This window comes from Williamsia sp. D3 (assembly GCF_000506245.1).
In the GTDB taxonomy this organism is placed as follows: Bacteria; Actinomycetota; Actinomycetes; order Mycobacteriales; family Mycobacteriaceae; genus Williamsia; species Williamsia muralis.
In genome coordinates, this window is the sequence record NZ_AYTE01000031.1 from 407161 (window position 1) to 424955 (window position 17795).

The 17795-nt window shown below is 66.6% G+C and carries 19 protein-coding genes and 1 pseudogene; 1 reads left to right on the top strand and 19 read right to left on the bottom strand.

Annotated elements, in window-relative coordinates:
- Positions 1–65: 65 nt before the first annotated feature.
- The 16 genes and pseudogenes from lgt to hisD form a co-directional block, all read right to left on the bottom strand.
- Entirely contained in the window at positions 66–1487 is a 1422-nt protein-coding gene (gene lgt / locus W823_RS59005) for a prolipoprotein diacylglyceryl transferase (RefSeq protein WP_023960955.1), read from the bottom strand.
- Positions 1484–2323, bottom strand: coding sequence for a tryptophan synthase subunit alpha (trpA, locus tag W823_RS49885; RefSeq protein WP_051406641.1), 840 nt, complete (start codon positions 2321–2323; stop codon positions 1484–1486). Before trpA ends, lgt begins: the two co-directional genes overlap by 4 nt.
- Positions 2316–3605: a tryptophan synthase subunit beta gene (trpB, locus tag W823_RS49890; RefSeq protein ID WP_023960960.1), complete on the bottom strand. Its 1290-nt coding sequence runs from the start codon at positions 3603–3605 to the stop codon at positions 2316–2318. Before trpB ends, trpA begins: the two co-directional genes overlap by 8 nt.
- A 14-nt stretch (positions 3606–3619) precedes the next feature.
- The gene (trpC, locus tag W823_RS49895; protein WP_030172965.1) at positions 3620–4438 is read right to left on the bottom strand and encodes an indole-3-glycerol phosphate synthase TrpC; all 819 of its coding nucleotides are present in this window, start codon (positions 4436–4438) and stop codon (positions 3620–3622) included.
- A 141-nt stretch (positions 4439–4579) separates the two neighbouring features.
- Positions 4580–5362, bottom strand: coding sequence for a Trp biosynthesis-associated membrane protein (locus W823_RS49900; protein WP_023960963.1), 783 nt, complete (start codon positions 5360–5362; stop codon positions 4580–4582).
- Positions 5359–6915, bottom strand: a complete 1557-nt coding sequence (locus W823_RS49905) for an anthranilate synthase component I (RefSeq protein ID WP_030172960.1) — start codon at positions 6913–6915, stop codon at positions 5359–5361. The genes W823_RS49900 and W823_RS49905 overlap by 4 nt, the downstream gene beginning before the upstream one ends.
- Before the next feature lie 45 nt (positions 6916–6960).
- Positions 6961–7170: pseudogene (locus tag W823_RS49910) on the bottom strand (4-oxalocrotonate tautomerase family protein); the annotation flags it as partial.
- Between the two features lie 45 nt (positions 7171–7215).
- Complete coding sequence (gene hisI / locus W823_RS49915; RefSeq protein ID WP_023960969.1) at positions 7216–7563, bottom strand: phosphoribosyl-AMP cyclohydrolase; 348 nt, start codon at positions 7561–7563, stop codon at positions 7216–7218.
- Between the two features lie 31 nt (positions 7564–7594).
- Positions 7595–8368: an imidazole glycerol phosphate synthase subunit HisF gene (gene hisF / locus W823_RS49920; RefSeq protein WP_023960971.1), complete on the bottom strand. Its 774-nt coding sequence runs from the start codon at positions 8366–8368 to the stop codon at positions 7595–7597.
- Positions 8365–9225, bottom strand: coding sequence for an inositol monophosphatase (locus W823_RS49925; protein WP_023960973.1), 861 nt, complete (start codon positions 9223–9225; stop codon positions 8365–8367). The genes hisF and W823_RS49925 overlap by 4 nt, the downstream gene beginning before the upstream one ends.
- 13 nt (positions 9226–9238) lie before the next feature.
- A complete protein-coding gene (gene priA / locus W823_RS49930) occupies positions 9239–9979 on the bottom strand; it encodes a bifunctional 1-(5-phosphoribosyl)-5-((5-phosphoribosylamino)methylideneamino)imidazole-4-carboxamide isomerase/phosphoribosylanthranilate isomerase PriA (protein WP_023960975.1) in 741 nt (246 codons plus the stop codon).
- An 8-nt stretch (positions 9980–9987) separates the two neighbouring features.
- Positions 9988–10242, bottom strand: a complete 255-nt coding sequence (locus tag W823_RS49935; RefSeq protein ID WP_023960977.1) for a hypothetical protein — start codon at positions 10240–10242, stop codon at positions 9988–9990.
- 37 nt (positions 10243–10279) lie between these two features.
- A complete protein-coding gene (gene hisH, locus W823_RS49940) occupies positions 10280–10939 on the bottom strand; it encodes an imidazole glycerol phosphate synthase subunit HisH (RefSeq protein ID WP_023960979.1) in 660 nt (219 codons plus the stop codon).
- Positions 10936–11556, bottom strand: coding sequence for an imidazoleglycerol-phosphate dehydratase HisB (hisB, locus tag W823_RS49945; protein ID WP_023960981.1), 621 nt, complete (start codon positions 11554–11556; stop codon positions 10936–10938). Before hisB ends, hisH begins: the two co-directional genes overlap by 4 nt.
- Positions 11553–12683 (bottom strand): histidinol-phosphate transaminase, encoded by a 1131-nt coding sequence (locus W823_RS49950; protein ID WP_023960983.1) that lies wholly within the window; start codon positions 12681–12683, stop codon positions 11553–11555. Before W823_RS49950 ends, hisB begins: the two co-directional genes overlap by 4 nt.
- Positions 12680–14026 carry a histidinol dehydrogenase gene (hisD, locus tag W823_RS49955; protein WP_031332961.1) on the bottom strand — a complete coding sequence of 449 codons (1347 nt, stop codon included), beginning with the start codon at positions 14024–14026 and terminating at the stop codon, positions 12680–12682. The genes W823_RS49950 and hisD overlap by 4 nt, the downstream gene beginning before the upstream one ends.
- A 110-nt stretch (positions 14027–14136) precedes the next feature.
- Here hisD and W823_RS49960 point away from each other — a divergent pair, with 110 nt between their 5' ends.
- On the top strand, positions 14137–14553 hold the full coding sequence (locus tag W823_RS49960; RefSeq protein WP_023960987.1) for a phage holin family protein: 417 nt from the start codon (positions 14137–14139) through the stop codon (positions 14551–14553).
- 13 nt (positions 14554–14566) lie between these two features.
- On the opposite strand, the gene W823_RS49965 is transcribed toward W823_RS49960, so the two are convergent.
- From W823_RS49965 to nadA, 3 genes are all read right to left on the bottom strand, one after another.
- A complete protein-coding gene (locus W823_RS49965; protein ID WP_200866401.1) occupies positions 14567–15580 on the bottom strand; it encodes an NAD(P)-dependent alcohol dehydrogenase in 1014 nt (337 codons plus the stop codon).
- A 159-nt stretch (positions 15581–15739) separates the two neighbouring features.
- Entirely contained in the window at positions 15740–16609 is an 870-nt protein-coding gene (nadC, locus tag W823_RS49970; RefSeq protein ID WP_023960991.1) for a carboxylating nicotinate-nucleotide diphosphorylase, read from the bottom strand.
- The gene (gene nadA / locus W823_RS49975; RefSeq protein WP_023960993.1) at positions 16606–17625 is read right to left on the bottom strand and encodes a quinolinate synthase NadA; all 1020 of its coding nucleotides are present in this window, start codon (positions 17623–17625) and stop codon (positions 16606–16608) included. The genes nadC and nadA overlap by 4 nt, the downstream gene beginning before the upstream one ends.
- Positions 17626–17795: the final 170 nt, after the last annotated feature.

Genomic DNA, 17795 nt, shown 5'->3' on the forward strand with positions numbered 1-17795 from the left:
GACGCTGCGAACTTCACAGTGGCGTAAGTTCCGATGTTAGCAGCAAAGGTGGAGGAAAGACCGGGTCAATTGGAGCTCTCGTCGGCCCCGGTTGCGGTGTCGGGCTTGGGCTTCCGATACGGCTTCGCGGCCTTGTCGAGCTTCGAGTCCCCGGGGGTCTCGATGTCGGGATCCGGGGGCAGATCGTCCGGGGGCGGCGGAGGCAGTTCTGTCTCGGGCTCGGATTTGTCCGTCGCCGAGGTTTCCTGCTCGGTGGTCTCGGTGGTTTTTGCTGCGGTGACTCCTGCAGTCGCAGGCTTGTCCACCGTCTCGGTATCCGCGGCATCCGCCGACTCGGCCGCGCCGATCTCAGCCGGTGCATTCGCATCGGGTGCGGTCTCGACCGGTGTGGTCTCGTCCGGTGTTGCCTCCGCGGTCGTCGTCGACGGCGCGTCGGACTCGAGCCCGGCAACCGGTCCAGCCGAGTCGGCCGACTTGTCGAGATCGACGCGCTGTGTTCGGGTCGCACCGTCGTCGGAGTTCTTCGCGGTGCCCGCCGCAGCAACCGTCGCCGGTTCGCGTTCGTCTTCGACGTACCCGTCGACGGGGTGCTCGGTGGGTCCGGCCTCGGGGGCCGCACCTGGGTGATAGATCTCGTGCGGCGTCTCCCGGCCCTTGGGCGCGATGACCACGTACAGAGCCGCGCAGACGAACACCAGCGCCGAGGTGAACAGGTTGATCCTGATGTCCCACAGCATGGTGGCCGGGTCTGTCCGGAGGGTTTCGATGACAAAGCGCCCGACGCAGTAGCCGGCCACATAGAGCGCGAACAGCCGCCCGTGGCCGATCCGGAACCGCCGGTCGATGATGATCAGTGCAGCCACGATCAGCAGGTTCCACAGCAGCTCGTAGAGGAACGTCGGCTGCACTATCGCGTAGACCTCGCCGGTGGACTTGCCGTCGATGAGGTTGGGGCTGGTGAAGCCCGAGGAATCCGACCTCTCGTAGATCTTCAGACCCCAGGGCAGATCGGTCCGGTCTCCATAGAGTTCCTGGTTGAACCAATTGCCCAGCCGACCGATGGCCTGGGCGAGCAGGATCGGTGGAGCGATGGCATCGCCGAAGGGCGGAAGCTTGATCCCGGCGCGGCGGGCCCCGATCCATGCGCCGAGGGCACCGAAGGCAACGGCGCCCCAGATACCCAGTCCGCCGTCCCAGATCTTGAAGGCGTCGACCGGCTCCTTCGCACCGTCGCCGAAGTACGTGTTCCAGTCGGTGATCACGTGGTAGATGCGGCCACCGATCAGACCGAACGGCACCGCCCAGATGGCCACGTCCAGCACTTCGCCATCACGGCCGCCCCGTGCCATCCAGCGTCGGTTGCCCCACCAGATCGCGACGACGATGCCGACGATGATGCAGAGCGCGTAGGCCCTCAGCGGGAAGGGACCGAGATGCCAGACCCCCTGCGACGGGCTCGGGATGTACGCCAGCAGCTCAGTGGTCACGAAGGGACCTCGGTCGACACCGGGTCTTGCCCGGCGTACGTCGCCCGGACGCCCTCGGCAAGCTCGGCAGTCAGTGCGCGAAGCGCGTCGCCGCCCTTGGCCACCGCGCTCACCAGAGCGGATCCGACGATCACGCCGTCGGCGTATCCGGCGATCTCGGTGGCCTGCGCCTTGCTGCGTACACCCAGTCCGACCCCGATCGGGATGTCCGAGTGCAGACGGATGCGGGCACAGAGCTCCGGGGCCATGGTGGAGACGCTGTCGCGGGCGCCGGTGACGCCCATCGTGGAGGCCGCGTAGACGAAGCCGCTGCTGGCCTCCAGTGTCATGGCCAACCGCTCCTCGGTCGACGACGGTGCCACCAAGAAGATGCGGTCGAGATGGTGCTCGTGGGACGCAGCGATCCAGCTGTCTGCTTCCTCGGGGATCAGGTTGGGCGTGATCAGGCCCAGGCCGCCGGCGCCGGCGAGGTCACGCGCAAACGCATCGACCCCGTATTGGAGAACGGGGTTCCAGTACGTCATCACCACTGCGTTGCCGCCCGCGTCGGAGATCGCCTCGACCGCGGCGAACACGTCCCGGACGCGCACACCCGAGCGCAGTGCCTGATCTGCCGCGTCCTGGATCGTCGGTCCGTCCATGACCGGGTCGGAGTACGGGACCCCGACCTCGATGATGTCGCAGCCGGCGTCGACCATGGTGCGCATCGCGTCCAGCGACCCCGGAAGATCCGGGTACCCCACCGGCAGGTACCCGATCAGCGCGCTGCGCTTCTCCTCGCGGCAACGGGCGAACAGGGGGCCGAGCCGGGAGTCGGCCGTCGGGGATTCAGACATGACCATCCACTTCGAAGAGGCCGAACCACTTGGCGGCGGTGTCGACGTCTTTGTCACCACGTCCGGACAGATTGACCACGATGATCGAGTCGGGACCGAGTTCCTGGCCGAGTTTGAGGGCACCGGCAACGGCGTGCGCCGATTCGATCGCCGGGATGATGCCCTCCTTGCGACTCAGAAGCGCCAGTGCGTCCATCGCCTCTGTATCGGTGATCGGCCGGTACTCGGCCCGTCCGATGTCCTTGAGGTGTGCGTGTTCGGGCCCGACTCCGGGGTAGTCCAGTCCGGCCGAGATGGAGTGCGACTCGGTGGTCTGACCGTCGCTGTCCTGCAGGAGGTAGGAGTACGCACCCTGGAAGGCGCCCGGGGTTCCGCCGGTGAACGTTGCCGCGTGCCTGCCGGTGTCGACGCCGTCACCGGCAGCCTCGTAGCCGATCAGCCGAACATCGGTGTCCTCGAGGAACGGGTGGAAGATGCCGATCGCGTTCGACCCGCCGCCGACGCAGGCGACGACCGCGTCGGGCAGTCGACCCGCCGCTTGCTGGATCTGCTGGCGTGCCTCGAGCCCGACCACTCGCTGTAGGTCTCGGACCATCATCGGGAAGGGGTGTGGACCGGCCGCGGTACCGAAGCAGTAGTACGTGTCGTGGGCGTTGGTCACCCAGTCACGCATCGCCTCGTTGATGGCGTCTTTCAAAGTCGCCGAGCCGGTTTCGACCGCAACGACCGACGCACCGAGCAGTCGCATCCGGGCGACGTTGAGCGCTTGCCGCTCGGTGTCGACGCGACCCATGTAGATGATGCATTCCTGGCCCAGCATCGCGCAGGCGGTCGCGGTGGCCACACCGTGTTGGCCGGCACCGGTTTCGGCGATGATGCGGTTCTTGCCCATCTTCTTTGCGAGCAACGCCTGACCGAGCACGTTGTTGATCTTGTGAGAACCCGTGTGGTTCAGGTCTTCTCGTTTGAGGAAGATACGTGCACCGCCCGCGAGCTCGGAGAGACGCCGGGCTTCGTACATCGGTGAGGGGCGACCGGTGTAGTCGCGCTGGAGCCGGTCGAGCTCCCCGAGGAACTCGTCGTCAGAACGCACCTTCTCGTAGGCGGCGGTCACTTCCTCGATGACGGCCATCAGGGCCTCGGGGACGTGCCGTCCGCCGTAGACACCGAAGTGCCCGCCGCGATCCGGTTCGAACGACGTCCGGGAGGCGAGCCCGGCACTGGCCGGGGGCAGATCCGAGAACGACTGGGACGGTGAAGCAGATGAGGACGAAGACGTCATGTTGCGGCGAAGGCCTAACGGACTGGTTTGGGACAGGACGGGTGGGTTCCGGCGGTCACCAGTTCGGATACCGCGGCGCGCGGGTCACCTGAGGTGACCAGCCCCTCCCCGACCAGCACGGCATCCGCGCCGGCGCCGGCGTAGGCCAGCAGGTCGGCGGTGCCGCGTACTCCGGACTCGGCGATCCGGATGACCTCGGTGGGCAGGCCGGGAGCGATGCGCGCAAAGCTGTCCCGGTCGACTTCGAGGGTTTTGAGATTGCGGGCGTTGACGCCCACCACCGACGCACCGGCCTGTAGGGCCCGGTCGGCTTCTTCTTCGGTGTGGACCTCCACGAGTGCGGTCATCCCGAGCGACTCGGTGCGGTCGAGCAGCGACGCCAGGACGTTCTGTTCGAGCGCGGCGACGATGAGCAGGATGACGTCGGCGCCATGAGCTCGCGCCTCGTGGATCTGATAGGGCCCCACGATGAAGTCTTTGCGGAGGACGGGCACCTGTACCGCGGCGCGAACCGCGTCGAGGTCAGCGAGCGAACCGCGGAACTTCCGTTCCTCGGTGAGCACACTGATGATCCGGGCTCCGCCGGATTCGTATGCGGTGGCCAGTGCGGCCGGATCGATGATGTCGGCCAGATCGCCCTTGGACGGGCTGGCCCGCTTCACCTCGGCGATGACACCGATGCCTGGTTCCCGCAACGCGGCTTGGGCGTCCTTGGGTTCCGGCGCTTTTGCCGAGGCGGCCTTGATGGACGCGAAGTCGATCACGGACTCACGTGCGGCGACGTCTGCTTTCACCCCGGCAAGTATCGAGTCAAGGACGGTTTGCGTGCTCATGATCAACCCCTTTCTCACGCTACTGGCGAGGTTGCGCACAACACGCTAACGGCCACAGCTGCTCGTGATTTCCGTACACAAAGGGTAGCTGCGCTGCCATACCGTTCGGATTCGGGGTACCAGGCCGGTACGTGAGACGCGTCACGGTTGCCGATCGGACGGACCGACGGTCGGATCATCGCCTGTGTCGAGGGCGTCCCAGAGCATGCGTTCGTTGTTCGGCGCACCGTCCGCGGCCCCCTCGGTGGGCGAGGTGCGTCCACCCTCATGGGGGTCGTTCGAGCCGGAAACTCGCCCCGACTTCTTGTCGGCTTCCCGCTTGGCGAACACCTGCTCCTCGAGCTCGGCCCGGCGTGCCGCAGGCGATTTGTACTTCGACGACATGGGGGCATCCAGTGCGGCCGTCTGCAGCATGACCACGGCCCCGAGCACTGCTGCCAGCGCACCGAGAAGCACGACAATGCCTGGCAGCACCGAGGTGTCGACCTCGAGCGGCTGATACCGCGCCGGCATGTCGATCACCTTCGCGGCGTAGGTCGTGTGGTCATCGCCGGTGAGAAGGGTGATCGCGGGCAGGATCCCGAGGACGGCGATTGCCGCGACGATGACGGCGGCGATTCGCAGCGCCCAGCCACGCAGGGAGGCGGCCGCAGCGATCCCGGCCAGCAGTACGATCGCGAGCGGGGTCAACAGCAGCGTCCAGTCCGACCCTTTGACCGTGAATGTGCGAGGCGGCGCCATGCCGTCTGCGGCGATCAGTTCGGCCCACGTCATGCGGGAGGCGGCCCAGAACGCAACCGCCGCCACGCCGAGCAGAACGGCGATCACGCCGAGCCGCCGGCCACGTCCACCACCGCGACGACCGGCCACCGCCTCACCGGACGGCAGTTCGCCGGGGTTCGTCGTATCGCCGGGTTCGGTCATCGGTTGCCACCCACTCGTGACATCGTCTCGGCGGCGGCGATGGCCTTGAGGACACCTCGCGCCTTGTTGCTCGCCTCGTTGTACTCGTAGTCAGCCTGGCTGTCGGCCACCACGCCTCCTCCGGCCTGCACGTAGGCCCGCCCCTCGGTCATCACCGCGGTACGGATCGCGATGGCGGTGTCCGCATCGCCGGCGAAGTCGAGGTAACCGACCACACCCCCGTACAGGCCACGCCGCGTCTTCTCGTGCTCGTCGATAAGTTCCATCGCGCGCACCTTGGGTGCTCCGGTCAGGGTGCCCGCCGGGAAGCACGCGTTCACCGCGTCGAGAGCGGTGCTGTCATCACGCAGGTGGCCCGACACCGTGGACACCAGGTGCATGACATGGCTGTACCGCTCGATGTGGCGGTAGTCGCTGACCTGCACGGTGCCCGGTTCACACACGCGGCCGAGATCGTTGCGTCCCAGATCCACGAGCATCAGGTGCTCGGAGTTCTCCTTCTCGTCCGCCAGCAGGTCCTTCTCGAGCAGCAGGTCGTCCGCCTCGGTGTCCCCACGCCAGCGGGTACCCGCGATCGGATGAGTGGTTGCCACCGAATCTTTAACGGTCACAAGCGCTTCCGGACTGGATCCGACGATGGTGAAGTCCGGGCGTCCGATGCCGGGGATACGTAGGAGGTACATGTACGGGCTGGGGTTCGTGGTGCGCAGCACCCGGTACACGTCGATCGGATCAGCATCGGTCTGCATCTCGAAACGCATGGACGGTACAACCTGGAATGCCTCGCCGGCCTCGATCTCCGACACGAGGCTGGTGACGATGGTGCCGTACTCCTCACGGGTGCGCTGAGCAGTGAACTCGGGTTCGACCGGCCGATAGGTGGACACCGTCGAGGGCGCCGGAGCAGCGAGCGCCTCCGTCATCGTGTCGAGCCGGGCGAGCGCATCGGCGTAGGCGAGCTCGGCGCGTTCGGCGGTGCCGTCCCAGTTGACCGCGTTGGCGATCAGCGTGATGGTGCCCTCGTGGTGGTCGACCGCCGCGATGTCGGTGGCGAGCATCATCAGCATCTCGGGCAGGTGCAGATCGTTCTCGGTGGTGTCGGGCAAGCGCTCGAGCCGCCGAACGGCGTCGTACGCCAGGAACCCGACGAACCCGCCGGTCAACGGAGGCAAACCGGGCAGCCGGTCCGTCGCCAGGATCTTCAATGCCTCGGCGAGTGCGGCAAGTGGGTCGCCGCCTGACGGCGCGCCGGCCGGCCTGGTCCCCCACCACGTCGCCTCACCGTCCACGGAGGTCAACGCCGACGGTGAACCCGCCCCGATGAACGACCATCGCGACCACGAGCGCCCGTTCTCCGCCGACTCCAGCAAAAAGGTCCCGGGCCGGTCACCGGCCAGTTTGTGGTACGTCGACAGCGGGGTCTCCGCGTCGGCGAGAACCTTGCGGGTCACCGGGACCACCCGATGGTCGGCGGCGAGGTCGAGGAACTCGGCCAGCGTGGTGGTGTCTGAGAAACCCCCGGCGGGTGCGGCGGCTGTGGTCTTGTTCGGCATCCAGCCCATCATTTCATCAACGGACTTCGTCCCGGTCGGCCGCCGCTATTGACCGAGCGGTTCCCCACCCACACCCCACTGCGTGCGCGGTATCTCGGTGATCGTCACCCACACGGAATCAGGGTTCTTCCCGGTCGCGCGGGCGTAGGCCTCGGTGACCGCGGCGATGGTCTCGCGCTTGACCCGGTCGCTGAGTCCCGGGGTCTGAGAGATCTGGATCAACGGCATGTCGGCCTCACTGTTTCGCTGGGTTCTGCGTCGCTGGAATGTGCGGTCGGTATGGGTTCTGACAGGAGTTGCTCACGAGATGGAGGTGAAGAGAACGTCCGCGTCGAAACAACTGTGGTCGCCGGTGTGGCATGCCCCGCCGGTCTGCTCGACCGTGAGCAGCACGGTGTCACCGTCACAGTCCAGGCGCACCTCGAGAACCTTCTGGGTGTGGCCACTGGTGGCGCCCTTGATCCACTGCGTGCCGCGTGATCTGGAGAAGTACGTGGCCTCACGGGTGGTCAATGTTCGTTCGAGGGCGTCGTCATCCATCCACGCGACCATCAGCACATCGCCGGTCCCGGCTTCTTGCACCACCGCGCAGATGAGACCGTCGGCATTGCGCTTGAGCTTGCCGGCTGTCTCCGGGTCGAGCGACATGGGAACTCCTGGGGTTGAAACGGGCCGCGCGCTAGCGAACCGGAATGGACTCGGCCCGCATCGCGTCCTTGACCTGGCCGATGGTGAGCTGGCCGAAATGGAACACCGAGGCGGCCAGCACCGCGTCTGCCCCGCAACGCACCGCAGGGACAAAATGTTCCAGCGCGCCCGCTCCGCCACTGGCGATCACCGGGACCTGTACCGCTGCCCGGACAGCAGTGATCATGTCGAGATCGAAACCGTTCTTGGTGCCGTCCGCGTCCATCGAGTTCAGCAGGATCTCCCCGACCCCGAGGTCCTGGCCGCGTCTGGCCCATTCGACCGCGTCGATGCCGGTGCCCTTACGGCCTCCGTGGGTGGTGACCTCCCAACCCGATGGGGTCGGTGACTCGCCGTCGGGCACAGTGCGGGCGTCGACGGACAGCACGATGCACTGCGATCCGAAGTGCCGGCTCATCTCGCCGAGCACATCGGGGTTGGCGATGGCGGCGGTGTTCACACCGACCTTGTCCGCACCGGCCCGCAGCAGTCGGTCCACGTCGGCGACCGTGCGGACACCGCCGCCCACGGTGAGCGGGATGAACACCTGATCGGCGGTGCGCTTGACCACGTCGAGCATGGTGCCGCGGTTACCACTGGAGGCGGTGACGTCGAGGAAGGTGAGCTCGTCGGCCCCGTCCGCGTCGTATGCCGCGGCCAGTTCCACAGGGTCGCCGGCGTCGCGCAAGTTCTGGAAGTTGACCCCTTTGACCACACGGCCGGCATCGACGTCCAGACACGGGATGACCCGTACGGCGACCGTCATCGGTATTTCTCCTTCGGAACCTCGAACGCACGTGGATCGCCGAGCTGCGAGATGAGCTCGACCAGTTCGCCGTGCACCCCTGGCCCAGCGGCCAGGATGGACGGCGAGTTGACCGTCCACGGTTCGCCCGCGAGGTCGCTGATCTGACCACCCGCAGCGAGCACCAGCGCGGCGCCCGCCGCGTTGTCCCAGGCGTGGTGGCCGAAGCTGATCGCGCCGTTGATCTGGCCACCGGCGGTCAGGGCCAGGTCGAAGCCGGTGCTGCCGAACAGACGCAGTCGGGCAGTCCGTCTGCTGAGCTCGCCGAGCAACTCCACCCGGAACGACCCGGGGTAGCGTCCGCGGCTGTCGAGGTTGAAGGCACCGAAGGCCAGCATCGCTTCATCGAGCCGCAGGGTCGGCAGCGGATCGAGCAGCTTGCCGTTGCAGGTGAGTCCGCCACCCACGAACCCGGCGTACTTCAGATCCGAGAGCGGGAGCCAGGTGAGTCCCAGCACCGGCAGTCCGTTGTGCAGCAGCGCCAGCAGGATCCCGGCCACCGGCACACCGGCCGAGTAGTTGAACGTGCCGTCGATCGGATCGACCACCCAGACGGTGCCTTCGGTGAGGTCGGGGCCGCCGTACTCCTCACCGTGCACACCGATCCCGGTGCGCTCCTGCAGTTCGGCCGAGATGATCCGTTCCAGCTCCAGATCGAACTCGGTGGCAAAGTCGGTGTGGCCCTTGGTGATCGCGCTGGGTGCACCCAGACCATCACGAAAGCGGGCGGTGACCGAGTCGAGCACGTCGGCCGCGGTGGCGAGCAGACGGTTCGGATCGAGATCGGCCGGGAAACCGGGGACGTCGGTGGCGGTCATGCGGGTTCGACGTTCATGACGACACCGCCGCGAGCGCCTCCACCAGGGTGAACCGCCCGGCATACAGTGCCTTGCCCACGATGGCGCCTTCGACGCCACCCTCGACCAGGCCGGCGATCGCCACGAGGTCGTCAAGAGTCGACACCCCACCTGAGGCGACGACGGGGGCATCGGTCTTCGAGGTGACCTCGCGCAGTAGTTCGAGATTGGGCCCGGTGAGGGTGCCGTCCTTGGTCACGTCGGTGACGACGTAGCGGCTACAGCCGTCGCGCTCAAGCCGGGTCAGAACCTCCCAGAGGTCGCCGCCGTCGGACACCCATCCCCGTCCGCGCAGCCGGTACGAGCCGTCGACGAACTGGACGTCCAGACCCACCGCGATCCGGTCGCCGTGTTCGGCGATCGCGCGCGAGCACCACTGTGGGTTCTCCAGTGCAGCAGTGCCGAGGTTCACCCGCGCACAGCCGGTGGCGAGCGCGGCCTTGAGGGAATCGTCGTCGCGGATACCGCCCGACAGTTCGACCTTCACGTCCAGCTCACCGATCACCTCGGCCAGCAACTCGCGGTTGCCGCCCCGGCCAAACGCCGCGTCGAGGTCCACCAGATGCACCCACTCGGCACCGTCGCGCTGCCACGTCAATGCGGCCTCTCGCGGAGAACCGTAGGACGTCTCGCTGCCTGCGGCGCCCTGCACCAGCCGCACCGCCTGGCCATCGGCCACGTCGACCGCCGGAAGCAGTTCAAGTCGTGAGCTCATGCTGTGTGTCAATCCCTTTCGGTGTTCTTCGGGTCGATCTCGGCGTCATCGGCATGGGCTGCCCGGTCAACCATCCGGTTGGCCACAATACCCATCGCCGCGACCGCGACCACCAGTGCCAGCAGAGCGACGACCAGGGCGGCCAGCGGTGCGACCTGCGCCAACCAGATCACCACGGGCACCGAGAGCACCAGAACCGCCGTGCCGGCGCCGAGTGCGAACACGGCGAGTCGGGCAAAAGAGAACTGGCGCGCCGGGCTCATCGCCGTCCGCGCGTGATCGCGGTCGGGCAGGTCGAGCTCACTTCAACGACCGCACCCAGTTGCGCAGGAGCCGGGCTCCGGCGTCACCGGACTTCTCCGGGTGGAACTGGGTCGCACTCAGTGGGCCGTTCTCGACGGCGGCGAGAAATCGACCACCGTGTTCGGACCACGTGAGCTTGGCGGGTTTGAAATGTCCCTCGGAGTGCAGTTCCCATGTCTGCGCCGCATAGGAGTGCACAAAATAGAACCGCTCATCGGCGGGCATGCCCTCGAAGAGGACCGAATCCGGCTCCGCCTCAACGGTATTCCAGCCCATGTGTGGGAGCACCGGGGCCGGCAGCGCACTGACCGTGCCCGGCCACTGTCCGCACCCGTCGGCCTCGACACCGAACTCGACGCCCCGTTCGAACAGGATCTGCATCCCGACGCAGATGCCCAGCACCGGGCGACCGCCGGCGAGCCGGTCATCGATGATGCGGTCGCCTTTGATCTCGCGCAGCCCTTCCATACACGTGGCGAAGGCTCCGACACCGGGCACGACAAGTCCGTCGGCCTCCAGGGCCGTGTGTGCGTCCGAGGTGACGGTGACGTCGGCACCGGTGCGCTCGAGCGCTCGCTGCGCCGAGCGCAGATTGCCTGATCCGTAGTCGAGGATGGCGACTGTGCGGCCTTCGGTGCCGCTTCCGGTGTTGCTCACAGCGCACCTTTCGTCGAGGGAACCCCGCTCACCCGCGGGTCTGGTTCCACCGCGGCCCGTAGAGCGCGTGCCACTGCCTTGAACTGCGCCTCGGTGATGTGGTGGGGGTCGCGACCGTACAGCGTGCGGACATGCAGTGCGATCTGTGCGTTCATCGCGAGGGATTCGAACACGTGCTTGTTGATCACCGTGTGGTACGGCACACCCGGATTGCCACCGATCGTGCTGGTGAGAAGGTGGCCGGGTTCTCCGGTGAACACGCAGTAGGGTCGGCCCGAGACGTCGACGATCGCCTGCGCGAGTGTCTCGTCCATGGGGATCCATGCGTCGCCGAAGCGACGGATACCCGACTTGTCACCCAGCGCCTGTCGAATCGCCTGGCCGAGCACGATCGCGGTGTCCTCGACGGTGTGATGCGCCTCGATCTCCACGTCGCCCTTCGCCGCGACGGTCAGGTCAAAACTGCCGTGTGCCCCGAACGCGGTGAGCATGTGGTCGTAGAAGGCCACCCCCGTGGAGATCTCGGTGTTGCCGGTGCCGTCGAGGTTGATCTCGACGGTGATGGCTGATTCGCGGGTGGTGCGCTCGATCCGAGCGACGCGAGCCTGGGTTGTCATTGGTGTTGTCCTCCTACGAGGTCGGAGCCGGCCAGTTCGGCACTGCGTGCCAGCAGTGCGTCGTTCTCGGCGGGCAGGCCGATGGTCGCACGCAGATGCCCGGCGATGTGCATGTCCCGGATCAGCACACCGCCGTCGAGATAGTGCTGCCAGCTGGCTGTGGCGTCGGCGAAGTCGCCGAACAGGATGAAGTTGGCGTCGGAGTCCACCACGTGGAAGCCGAGGTCGGTCAGTCCCGCGGTGACCCGTTCGCGCTCGGCGACGATGGCCGAGACTCCCGCGAGGGTGTCGTCGGCGTGCCGCAGTGCCGCGCGCGCGGCGGCCTGCGTGATCACCGAGAGGTGATACGGCAGACGGACCAGCAGCAGGGCGTCGATCATTGCCGGGTCGGCGGCCAGGTAACCGAGCCGTCCTCCGGCGAACGCGAACGCCTTGCTCATGGTTCGGCTGACAACAACCGTGGCCGGGAACTCCTCGATCAGCGCCACAGCGCTCGGTGCCGCGGAGAACTCCGCATAGGCCTCGTCGACGATGACGATGCCGGGCGCCGCCGCTGCGACTGCCCGCATCTCGTCCAGCGGTATCGAGCCACCCGTCGGATTGTTCGGCGACGTCAGGAACACCACGTCGGGCCGCAGTTCCTCGATCGCGGCCAGTGCCACGTCGAGGTCGAACGAGAAATCGGCGCTGCGCTTGGCCTCGATCCAGGTGGTGTCGATACCCGTGGAGATGATCGGATGCATCGAGTACGAGGGCACGAATCCGAGTGCCGTTCGTCCGGGCCCACCGAAGGCCTGCAACAACTGCTGCAACACTTCATTGGATCCGTTTGCTGCCCACAAGTTCTCGACACCGAGCCGAATGCCGGTCCGGGTGGTGAGGTATGCGGCCAGATCCGTACGCAGGGCAACGGCGTCGCGATCGGGATAGCGGTGCAACTGACTTGCCGCAGCACGCACCGACTCTGCCAGGTCGTCGACCAGCGCCTGCGACGGTGGGTGCGGGTTCTCGTTGGTGTTCAGCCGATATGGGACTTCCAGTTGCGGTGCGCCATAGGGTGATTGGCCCCTCAGCGACTCGCGGAGCGGAAGGTCGTCCAACCCGATGCGGCTGCTGGGAGCGCTCACCGCTGCTCGCCGCCGGTACTGTCCACCGCGCCGGCGAACCGCAGGCGGACAGCTTCGCCGTGGGCGGGAAGATCCTCGGCACGCGCAAGTGTCTGCACATGCCCGGAGACCTCTTTGAGAGCGGCTTCGTCGTAGTCGATGACGTGGACGCCACGCAGGAATGTCTGTACCGACAGTCCCGAACTGTACCGAGCCGACCCCGATGTGGGCAGCACGTGATTGGAACCCGCGCAGTAGTCACCCAGACTGACCGGCGAGAACTCGCCGACGAAGATGGCGCCGGCGCTGTGCACCTGCGCCGCAACACCCTTGGCGTCGCGGGTCTGGATCTCGAGGTGCTCGGCCGCGTAGGCATTGACCACCCGCAGTCCTTGCTCGATGTCGTCGACGAGGATCACACCTGATTGCGATCCGCCCAGCGCGGTGCGTACCCGTTCGCTGTGTGTGGTGCGCTCGATCTGTACGTCGAGCTCGGCCTCCACGGCATCGGCCAAAGCCGTGCTGTCGGTGACCAGGACAGACGCCGCCATCACATCGTGCTCGGCCTGACTGATGAGGTCGGCGGCCACATTGACCGGGTTCGCCGAATCGTCCGCGAGGATCGCGATCTCGGTGGGCCCTGCCTCCGAGTCGATCCCGACAACGCTGCGGCACAACCGTTTTGCGGCGGTGACATAGATGTTGCCGGGGCCGGTGATGAGGTCGACCGGGTCGAGGTCGGTGCCATCGGTGTCGGTGCCGCCGTAGGTGAGCAGTGCCACCGCCTGCGCGCCGCCCACCGCCCACACCTCGGTGACCCCGAGGAGCGCGCACGCCGCCAAGATGGTCGGGTGTGGCCTGCCGCCGAACTGTGCTTGAGGCGGGGAACTGACCACCAGGGTGTCGACGCCGGCTTCCTGGGCCGGCACCACGTTCATCACGACGCTGGACGGGTACACGGCGTTGCCGCCGGGCACGTACAGACCCACACGGCTCACGGGGATCCAGCGCTCGGTCACCGTTCCGCCTGGACTGACCTCGGTTGTCACATCGGTGCGGCGCTGGTCGGCGTGCACCTTCCGAGCCCGGTCGATGGACTCGGTGAGTGCGGCGCGGACGTCCGAGTCGATGTCGGCCAGGGCCTGGTCGATCAACTCGGCCGGGACCCGCACGGTGTCGGGTGCGACGCCGTCGAACTTCTTCCCGTACTCCAGGGCGGCCTCGGCCCCGCGGTCGCGGATCGCGTCGATCACCGGCTTGACCTGTCCGAGGACTGCGTCGACGTCGGTCGCGCCGCGCGGCATCGCCCGGCGCAGTTGAGCAGTGGTGGCACGGGCACCGCGTAGGTCGGTGCGGGCAAGCATCGGCGAATACTCCTGACGGGTGGGTCGGCGATCCACAGTGCGCTATGGATCCGAGTTCAAGGATATGCGGTGCGGCCAGCCGTTTTCACCGGCGGCCCTAGGATCAGGACATGGTCTTCGTCGTCCGCCTGCTGATCAACGCCATCGCGATCTGGATGGCCGCGGCGCTCGTCACCGGCATCTCGATCGCCACCGACGGCCGCGACACGTCCGCACAGGTCCTGATCGTCCTGTTCATCGCCCTGGTGTTCACCGTGGTGAACACCGCGATCAAGCCTGTGGTGAAACTGCTGTCGATTCCCCTGCTGATTCTCACACTCGGCTTGTTCACGCTGGTCATCAACGCTTTGATGCTGCTGCTGACCGCGTGGATCACCGACTCCACCGAGTTCGGGCTCAGCATCGATGGGTTCTGGACCGCGGTGTGGGGGTCGGTGATCATCTCGATCGTCAACTTCCTGCTCGGCGCGCTTGTTCCCGATCGCAGATCGAGGGACCGCAGACAGGCGCGTCAGACGTTCAGATGACGACCGGCGGGGTTCACAGCGTCGAGTTGTCGATGACAAACCGGTAGCGGACGTCGGAAGCAATCACCCGCTCGTAGGCCTCGTTGATCTGCTGTGCGGGAATGACCTCGATCTCCGAACCCAGATCGTGCTCGGCGCAGAAGTCCAGCATCTCCTGGGTCTCGGCGATGCCACCGATCATCGATCCGGCCAGCGAACGCCGGTTCGCGGTCAAGGACATCGCCCGGACCGAGATCGGCTTCTCCGGCAGCCCGAGTTCCACCAGCGTGCCGTTCAGCGCGAGCATGCCCATGTACTTGTTGATGTCGAAGTTGACCGACACCGTGTTGATGATGAGATCGAACTTTCCGCGCAGCTGCTTGAACGTTGCCGGGTCGTCGGTGGCGTAATAGTGCTGCGCGCCGAGCCGCAATCCGTCTTCCATCTTCTTGAGGGATTGCGAGATCACACTCACGTCGGCGCCCATGGCCGCAGCGATCTTGACGCCCATGTGACCCAGTCCCCCGAGGCCGATGATCGCGACCCGTTTGCCCGGCCCCGCACCCCAATGCCGCAGAGGCGAGTAGGTGGTGATGCCGGCGCACAACAGCGGAGCGGCCACGTCGAGTCCCAGGGAGTCCGGGATCCGGAGCACGTAGTTGGCATCGACCACCACTTCTTGTGCGTATCCACCGGTGGTGGGTTTGCCGTCGCGGCCGGTGGCGTTGTAGGTACCGACCATCCCTCGCGTGCAGTACTGCTCCTGCCCGAGAATGCAGGCCTCACACTCGCGGCACGAGTCGACGAAGCAACCGACCCCCACTCGGTCGCCGACCTGGTACTTGGTCACCTCGGCACCGATCTCGGAGACCGTTCCGGCGATCTCGTGGCCGGGGATCACCGGGTATGTGGTGTACCCCCACTCATTGCGAGCGGTGTGGATGTCCGAGTGACAGATGCCGGCGTACGCAACCGCGATGCGAACATCGTGCGGACCCACCTCACGAGTGTCGATGGTGGTGGGGACCAGCTCTTCCGTCGCGGACATCGCGGCGTAGGCATTGACGGTCGGCACGTGTTCTACCTCCAGGGGATCGGGTGGGTGGTGCGAATGAATGGCGTCGAGCGCCGTATTCAATCGTACAGACGCATATGTCCCCGGCCCCTGGTCGGAAACTCGGGCCGACGAGCCCACCCCTGGTGAGGACTAGTCGCCGACCCAATCGAATCCGAGGTCGAGCGCGATGACCGAGTGGGTCAACGCTCCGACAGCAAGGTAGTCGACACCGGTTCGGGCGTAGTCCTCGGCGACATCCAGACTCAGACCACCCGAGGACTCGAGTTTGGTCTTCGGCGATCGCGAGTTCCGGCGCTGCACCGCCATCTGGGTCTGCCACAACGGGAAGTTGTCCAGCAGAACCAGCTCCGCCTCCAGCAGCAGTGCCTCGTCGAGCTGTTCGAGCGAGTCCACCTCGACCTCACACGGCAGGTCTGGCGACGCGGCACGCACCGCCTGCAACGCGGCCGTGACAGACCCCGCCGCGGCCACGTGGTTGTCCTTGATCAGTGCAGCGTCGCCCAATCCCATCCGGTGGTTCTCTCCCCCGCCACACCGCACCGCGTATTTCTGGAGCGATCGCATGCCGGGCAACGTCTTTCGGGAATCACGGACCTTGGCGCCAGTGCCATCGAGTTCGGCGACCCACTGCGCGGTGGCGGTGGCGATCCCCGACAGGTGACACAGGAGGTTCAACGCAGTGCGTTCGGCGACAAGCAGTCCACCGATCGGGCCTCGCAACGTCGCGACGACCGTGCCCGGTTCGACCACCGCGCCGTCCTCGAGGCGGTCGAGCACCTCGTACGCGCCGCTGCCGATCACCGCATCGAACACCTGTAGTGCAACGTCGAGGCCGGCCAGTACACCGGATTGCCGGCTCCCGAGGGCCACGGTCGCAACTGCTCCCTCGGGAACCGTTGCGGCCGTGGTGACGTCGGGTCCGTAGCGCAGATCCTCGTCCAGTGCGGTCGCGATCAGTGCGGCGACCTCAGCGGTGCCGGCAGGGTTGCCCGCCGTCACTCCCCCGACCCCGGATTGCCGATCTCGATCATTCGCTGCACGCTCAGCCGGGCGCGCTCGGCCGTGGCGGCGTCGACGTGCACCTCGTCCTTGCCCTCCGTGAGGCAACGCAGCAGAGCGGCCGGGGTGATCATCTTCATGTACGGGCAGGACGCGCGGTCGTTGACTGCCTGGAAATCGACGTCCGGGGCAGCCTTGCGCAGCTGGTGAAGCATGCCGACCTCGGTGGCCACCAGCACCTGCGTTGCGCCGGTGGCGCGGGCGGCGTCGAGCATCCCACCGGTGGAGAGGATCTTGACCTTGTCCGCCGGCACGAAGCCCTCGCCCGCGAGGTAGAGAGCCGAAGTGGCGCAACCACATTCGGGGTGCACGTACAACTCGGCGTCCGGGTGGGTCCGAGACTTCTCCGTCAGCTCATCACCGTTGATACCGGCGTGCACGTGGCACTCGCCGGCCCAGATCTGCATGTTCGTGCGGCCGGTCACCCGCTTGACGTGGGCTCCCAGGAACTGGTCGGGGAGGAAGAGCACCTCACGGTCGGGGTCGATGGAGTTGACCACATCGACGGCATTCGACGACGTGCAGCAGATGTCGGTGAGACCCTTCACCTCTGCCGTCGTGTTGACGTAGGAGACGACCACCGCATCCGGATAGTCGGCCTTCCAGGCCCGCAGGTCCTCGGCGGTGATGGAGTCCGCGAGCGAACATCCGGCTCGCTCGTCCGGGATGAGCACCCGCTTGTCGGGGCTGAGGATCTTGGCCGTCTCCGCCATGAAGTGCACGCCGCAGAAGATGATCTCGTCGGTCTCGGCCTCGGCCGCAATGCGCGACAGTGCAAGGGAGTCGCCCACGTGGTCGGCGACGTCCTGGATGGCAGGCAACTGATAGTTGTGAGCCAGCAAGGTCGCGTTGCGCGCCTTGGCCAGGCGCTTGATCTCGGCGAACCATTCGGGCGTGGGGTCGACTCCGGTGTAGAGAGGTGCGGTAGAGCCGATCGGGAGTTCCGTGGTGGTCATGTCCAACCACCTCCTGTTCGTGGCGCCGACCTACGGTGGCCGGCCTGGGATACTGGGCTGGGGTTTTCGACTGTAGATCGAAAACCTCGACCCGATCGTAGCACTCGCCCGCCACGGGCCATCGAAAGGCCGCATCCGCGACGCCCTCGACATGGTCAAACAGGGCACCG

Excerpts from the sequence above, each read along its gene's own strand:
- hisF (WP_023960971.1), bottom strand. The coding sequence starts at position 8,368 with ATGACGGTCGCCGTACGGGTCATCCCGTGTCTGGACGTCGATGCCGGC.
- nadA (WP_023960993.1), bottom strand. The coding sequence starts at position 17,625 with ATGACCACCACGGAACTCCCGATCGGCTCTACCGCACCTCTCTACACC.
- hisD (WP_031332961.1), bottom strand. The coding sequence starts at position 14,026 with ATGCTTGCCCGCACCGACCTACGCGGTGCCCGTGCCACCACTGCTCAA.
- W823_RS49935 (WP_023960977.1), bottom strand. The coding sequence starts at position 10,242 with ATGAGCCCGGCGCGCCAGTTCTCTTTTGCCCGACTCGCCGTGTTCGCA.
- trpB (WP_023960960.1), bottom strand. The coding sequence starts at position 3,605 with ATGACGTCTTCGTCCTCATCTGCTTCACCGTCCCAGTCGTTCTCGGAT.
- trpA (WP_051406641.1), bottom strand. The coding sequence starts at position 2,323 with ATGTCTGAATCCCCGACGGCCGACTCCCGGCTCGGCCCCCTGTTCGCC.
- W823_RS49900 (WP_023960963.1), bottom strand. The coding sequence starts at position 5,362 with ATGACCGAACCCGGCGATACGACGAACCCCGGCGAACTGCCGTCCGGT.
- W823_RS49905 (WP_030172960.1), bottom strand. The coding sequence starts at position 6,915 with ATGCCGAACAAGACCACAGCCGCCGCACCCGCCGGGGGTTTCTCAGAC.
- hisB (WP_023960981.1), bottom strand. The coding sequence starts at position 11,556 with ATGACAACCCAGGCTCGCGTCGCTCGGATCGAGCGCACCACCCGCGAA.
- W823_RS49965 (WP_200866401.1), bottom strand. The coding sequence starts at position 15,580 with ATGTCCGCGACGGAAGAGCTGGTCCCCACCACCATCGACACTCGTGAG.
- W823_RS49925 (WP_023960973.1), bottom strand. The coding sequence starts at position 9,225 with ATGACCGCCACCGACGTCCCCGGTTTCCCGGCCGATCTCGATCCGAAC.
- W823_RS49960 (WP_023960987.1), top strand. The coding sequence starts at position 14,137 with ATGGTCTTCGTCGTCCGCCTGCTGATCAACGCCATCGCGATCTGGATG.
- hisI (WP_023960969.1), bottom strand. The coding sequence starts at position 7,563 with ATGTCGCTCGACCCGGAGACAGCCGGCAAGCTCAAGCGCAATGCCGAC.
- priA (WP_023960975.1), bottom strand. The coding sequence starts at position 9,979 with ATGAGCTCACGACTTGAACTGCTTCCGGCGGTCGACGTGGCCGATGGC.
- trpC (WP_030172965.1), bottom strand. The coding sequence starts at position 4,438 with ATGAGCACGCAAACCGTCCTTGACTCGATACTTGCCGGGGTGAAAGCA.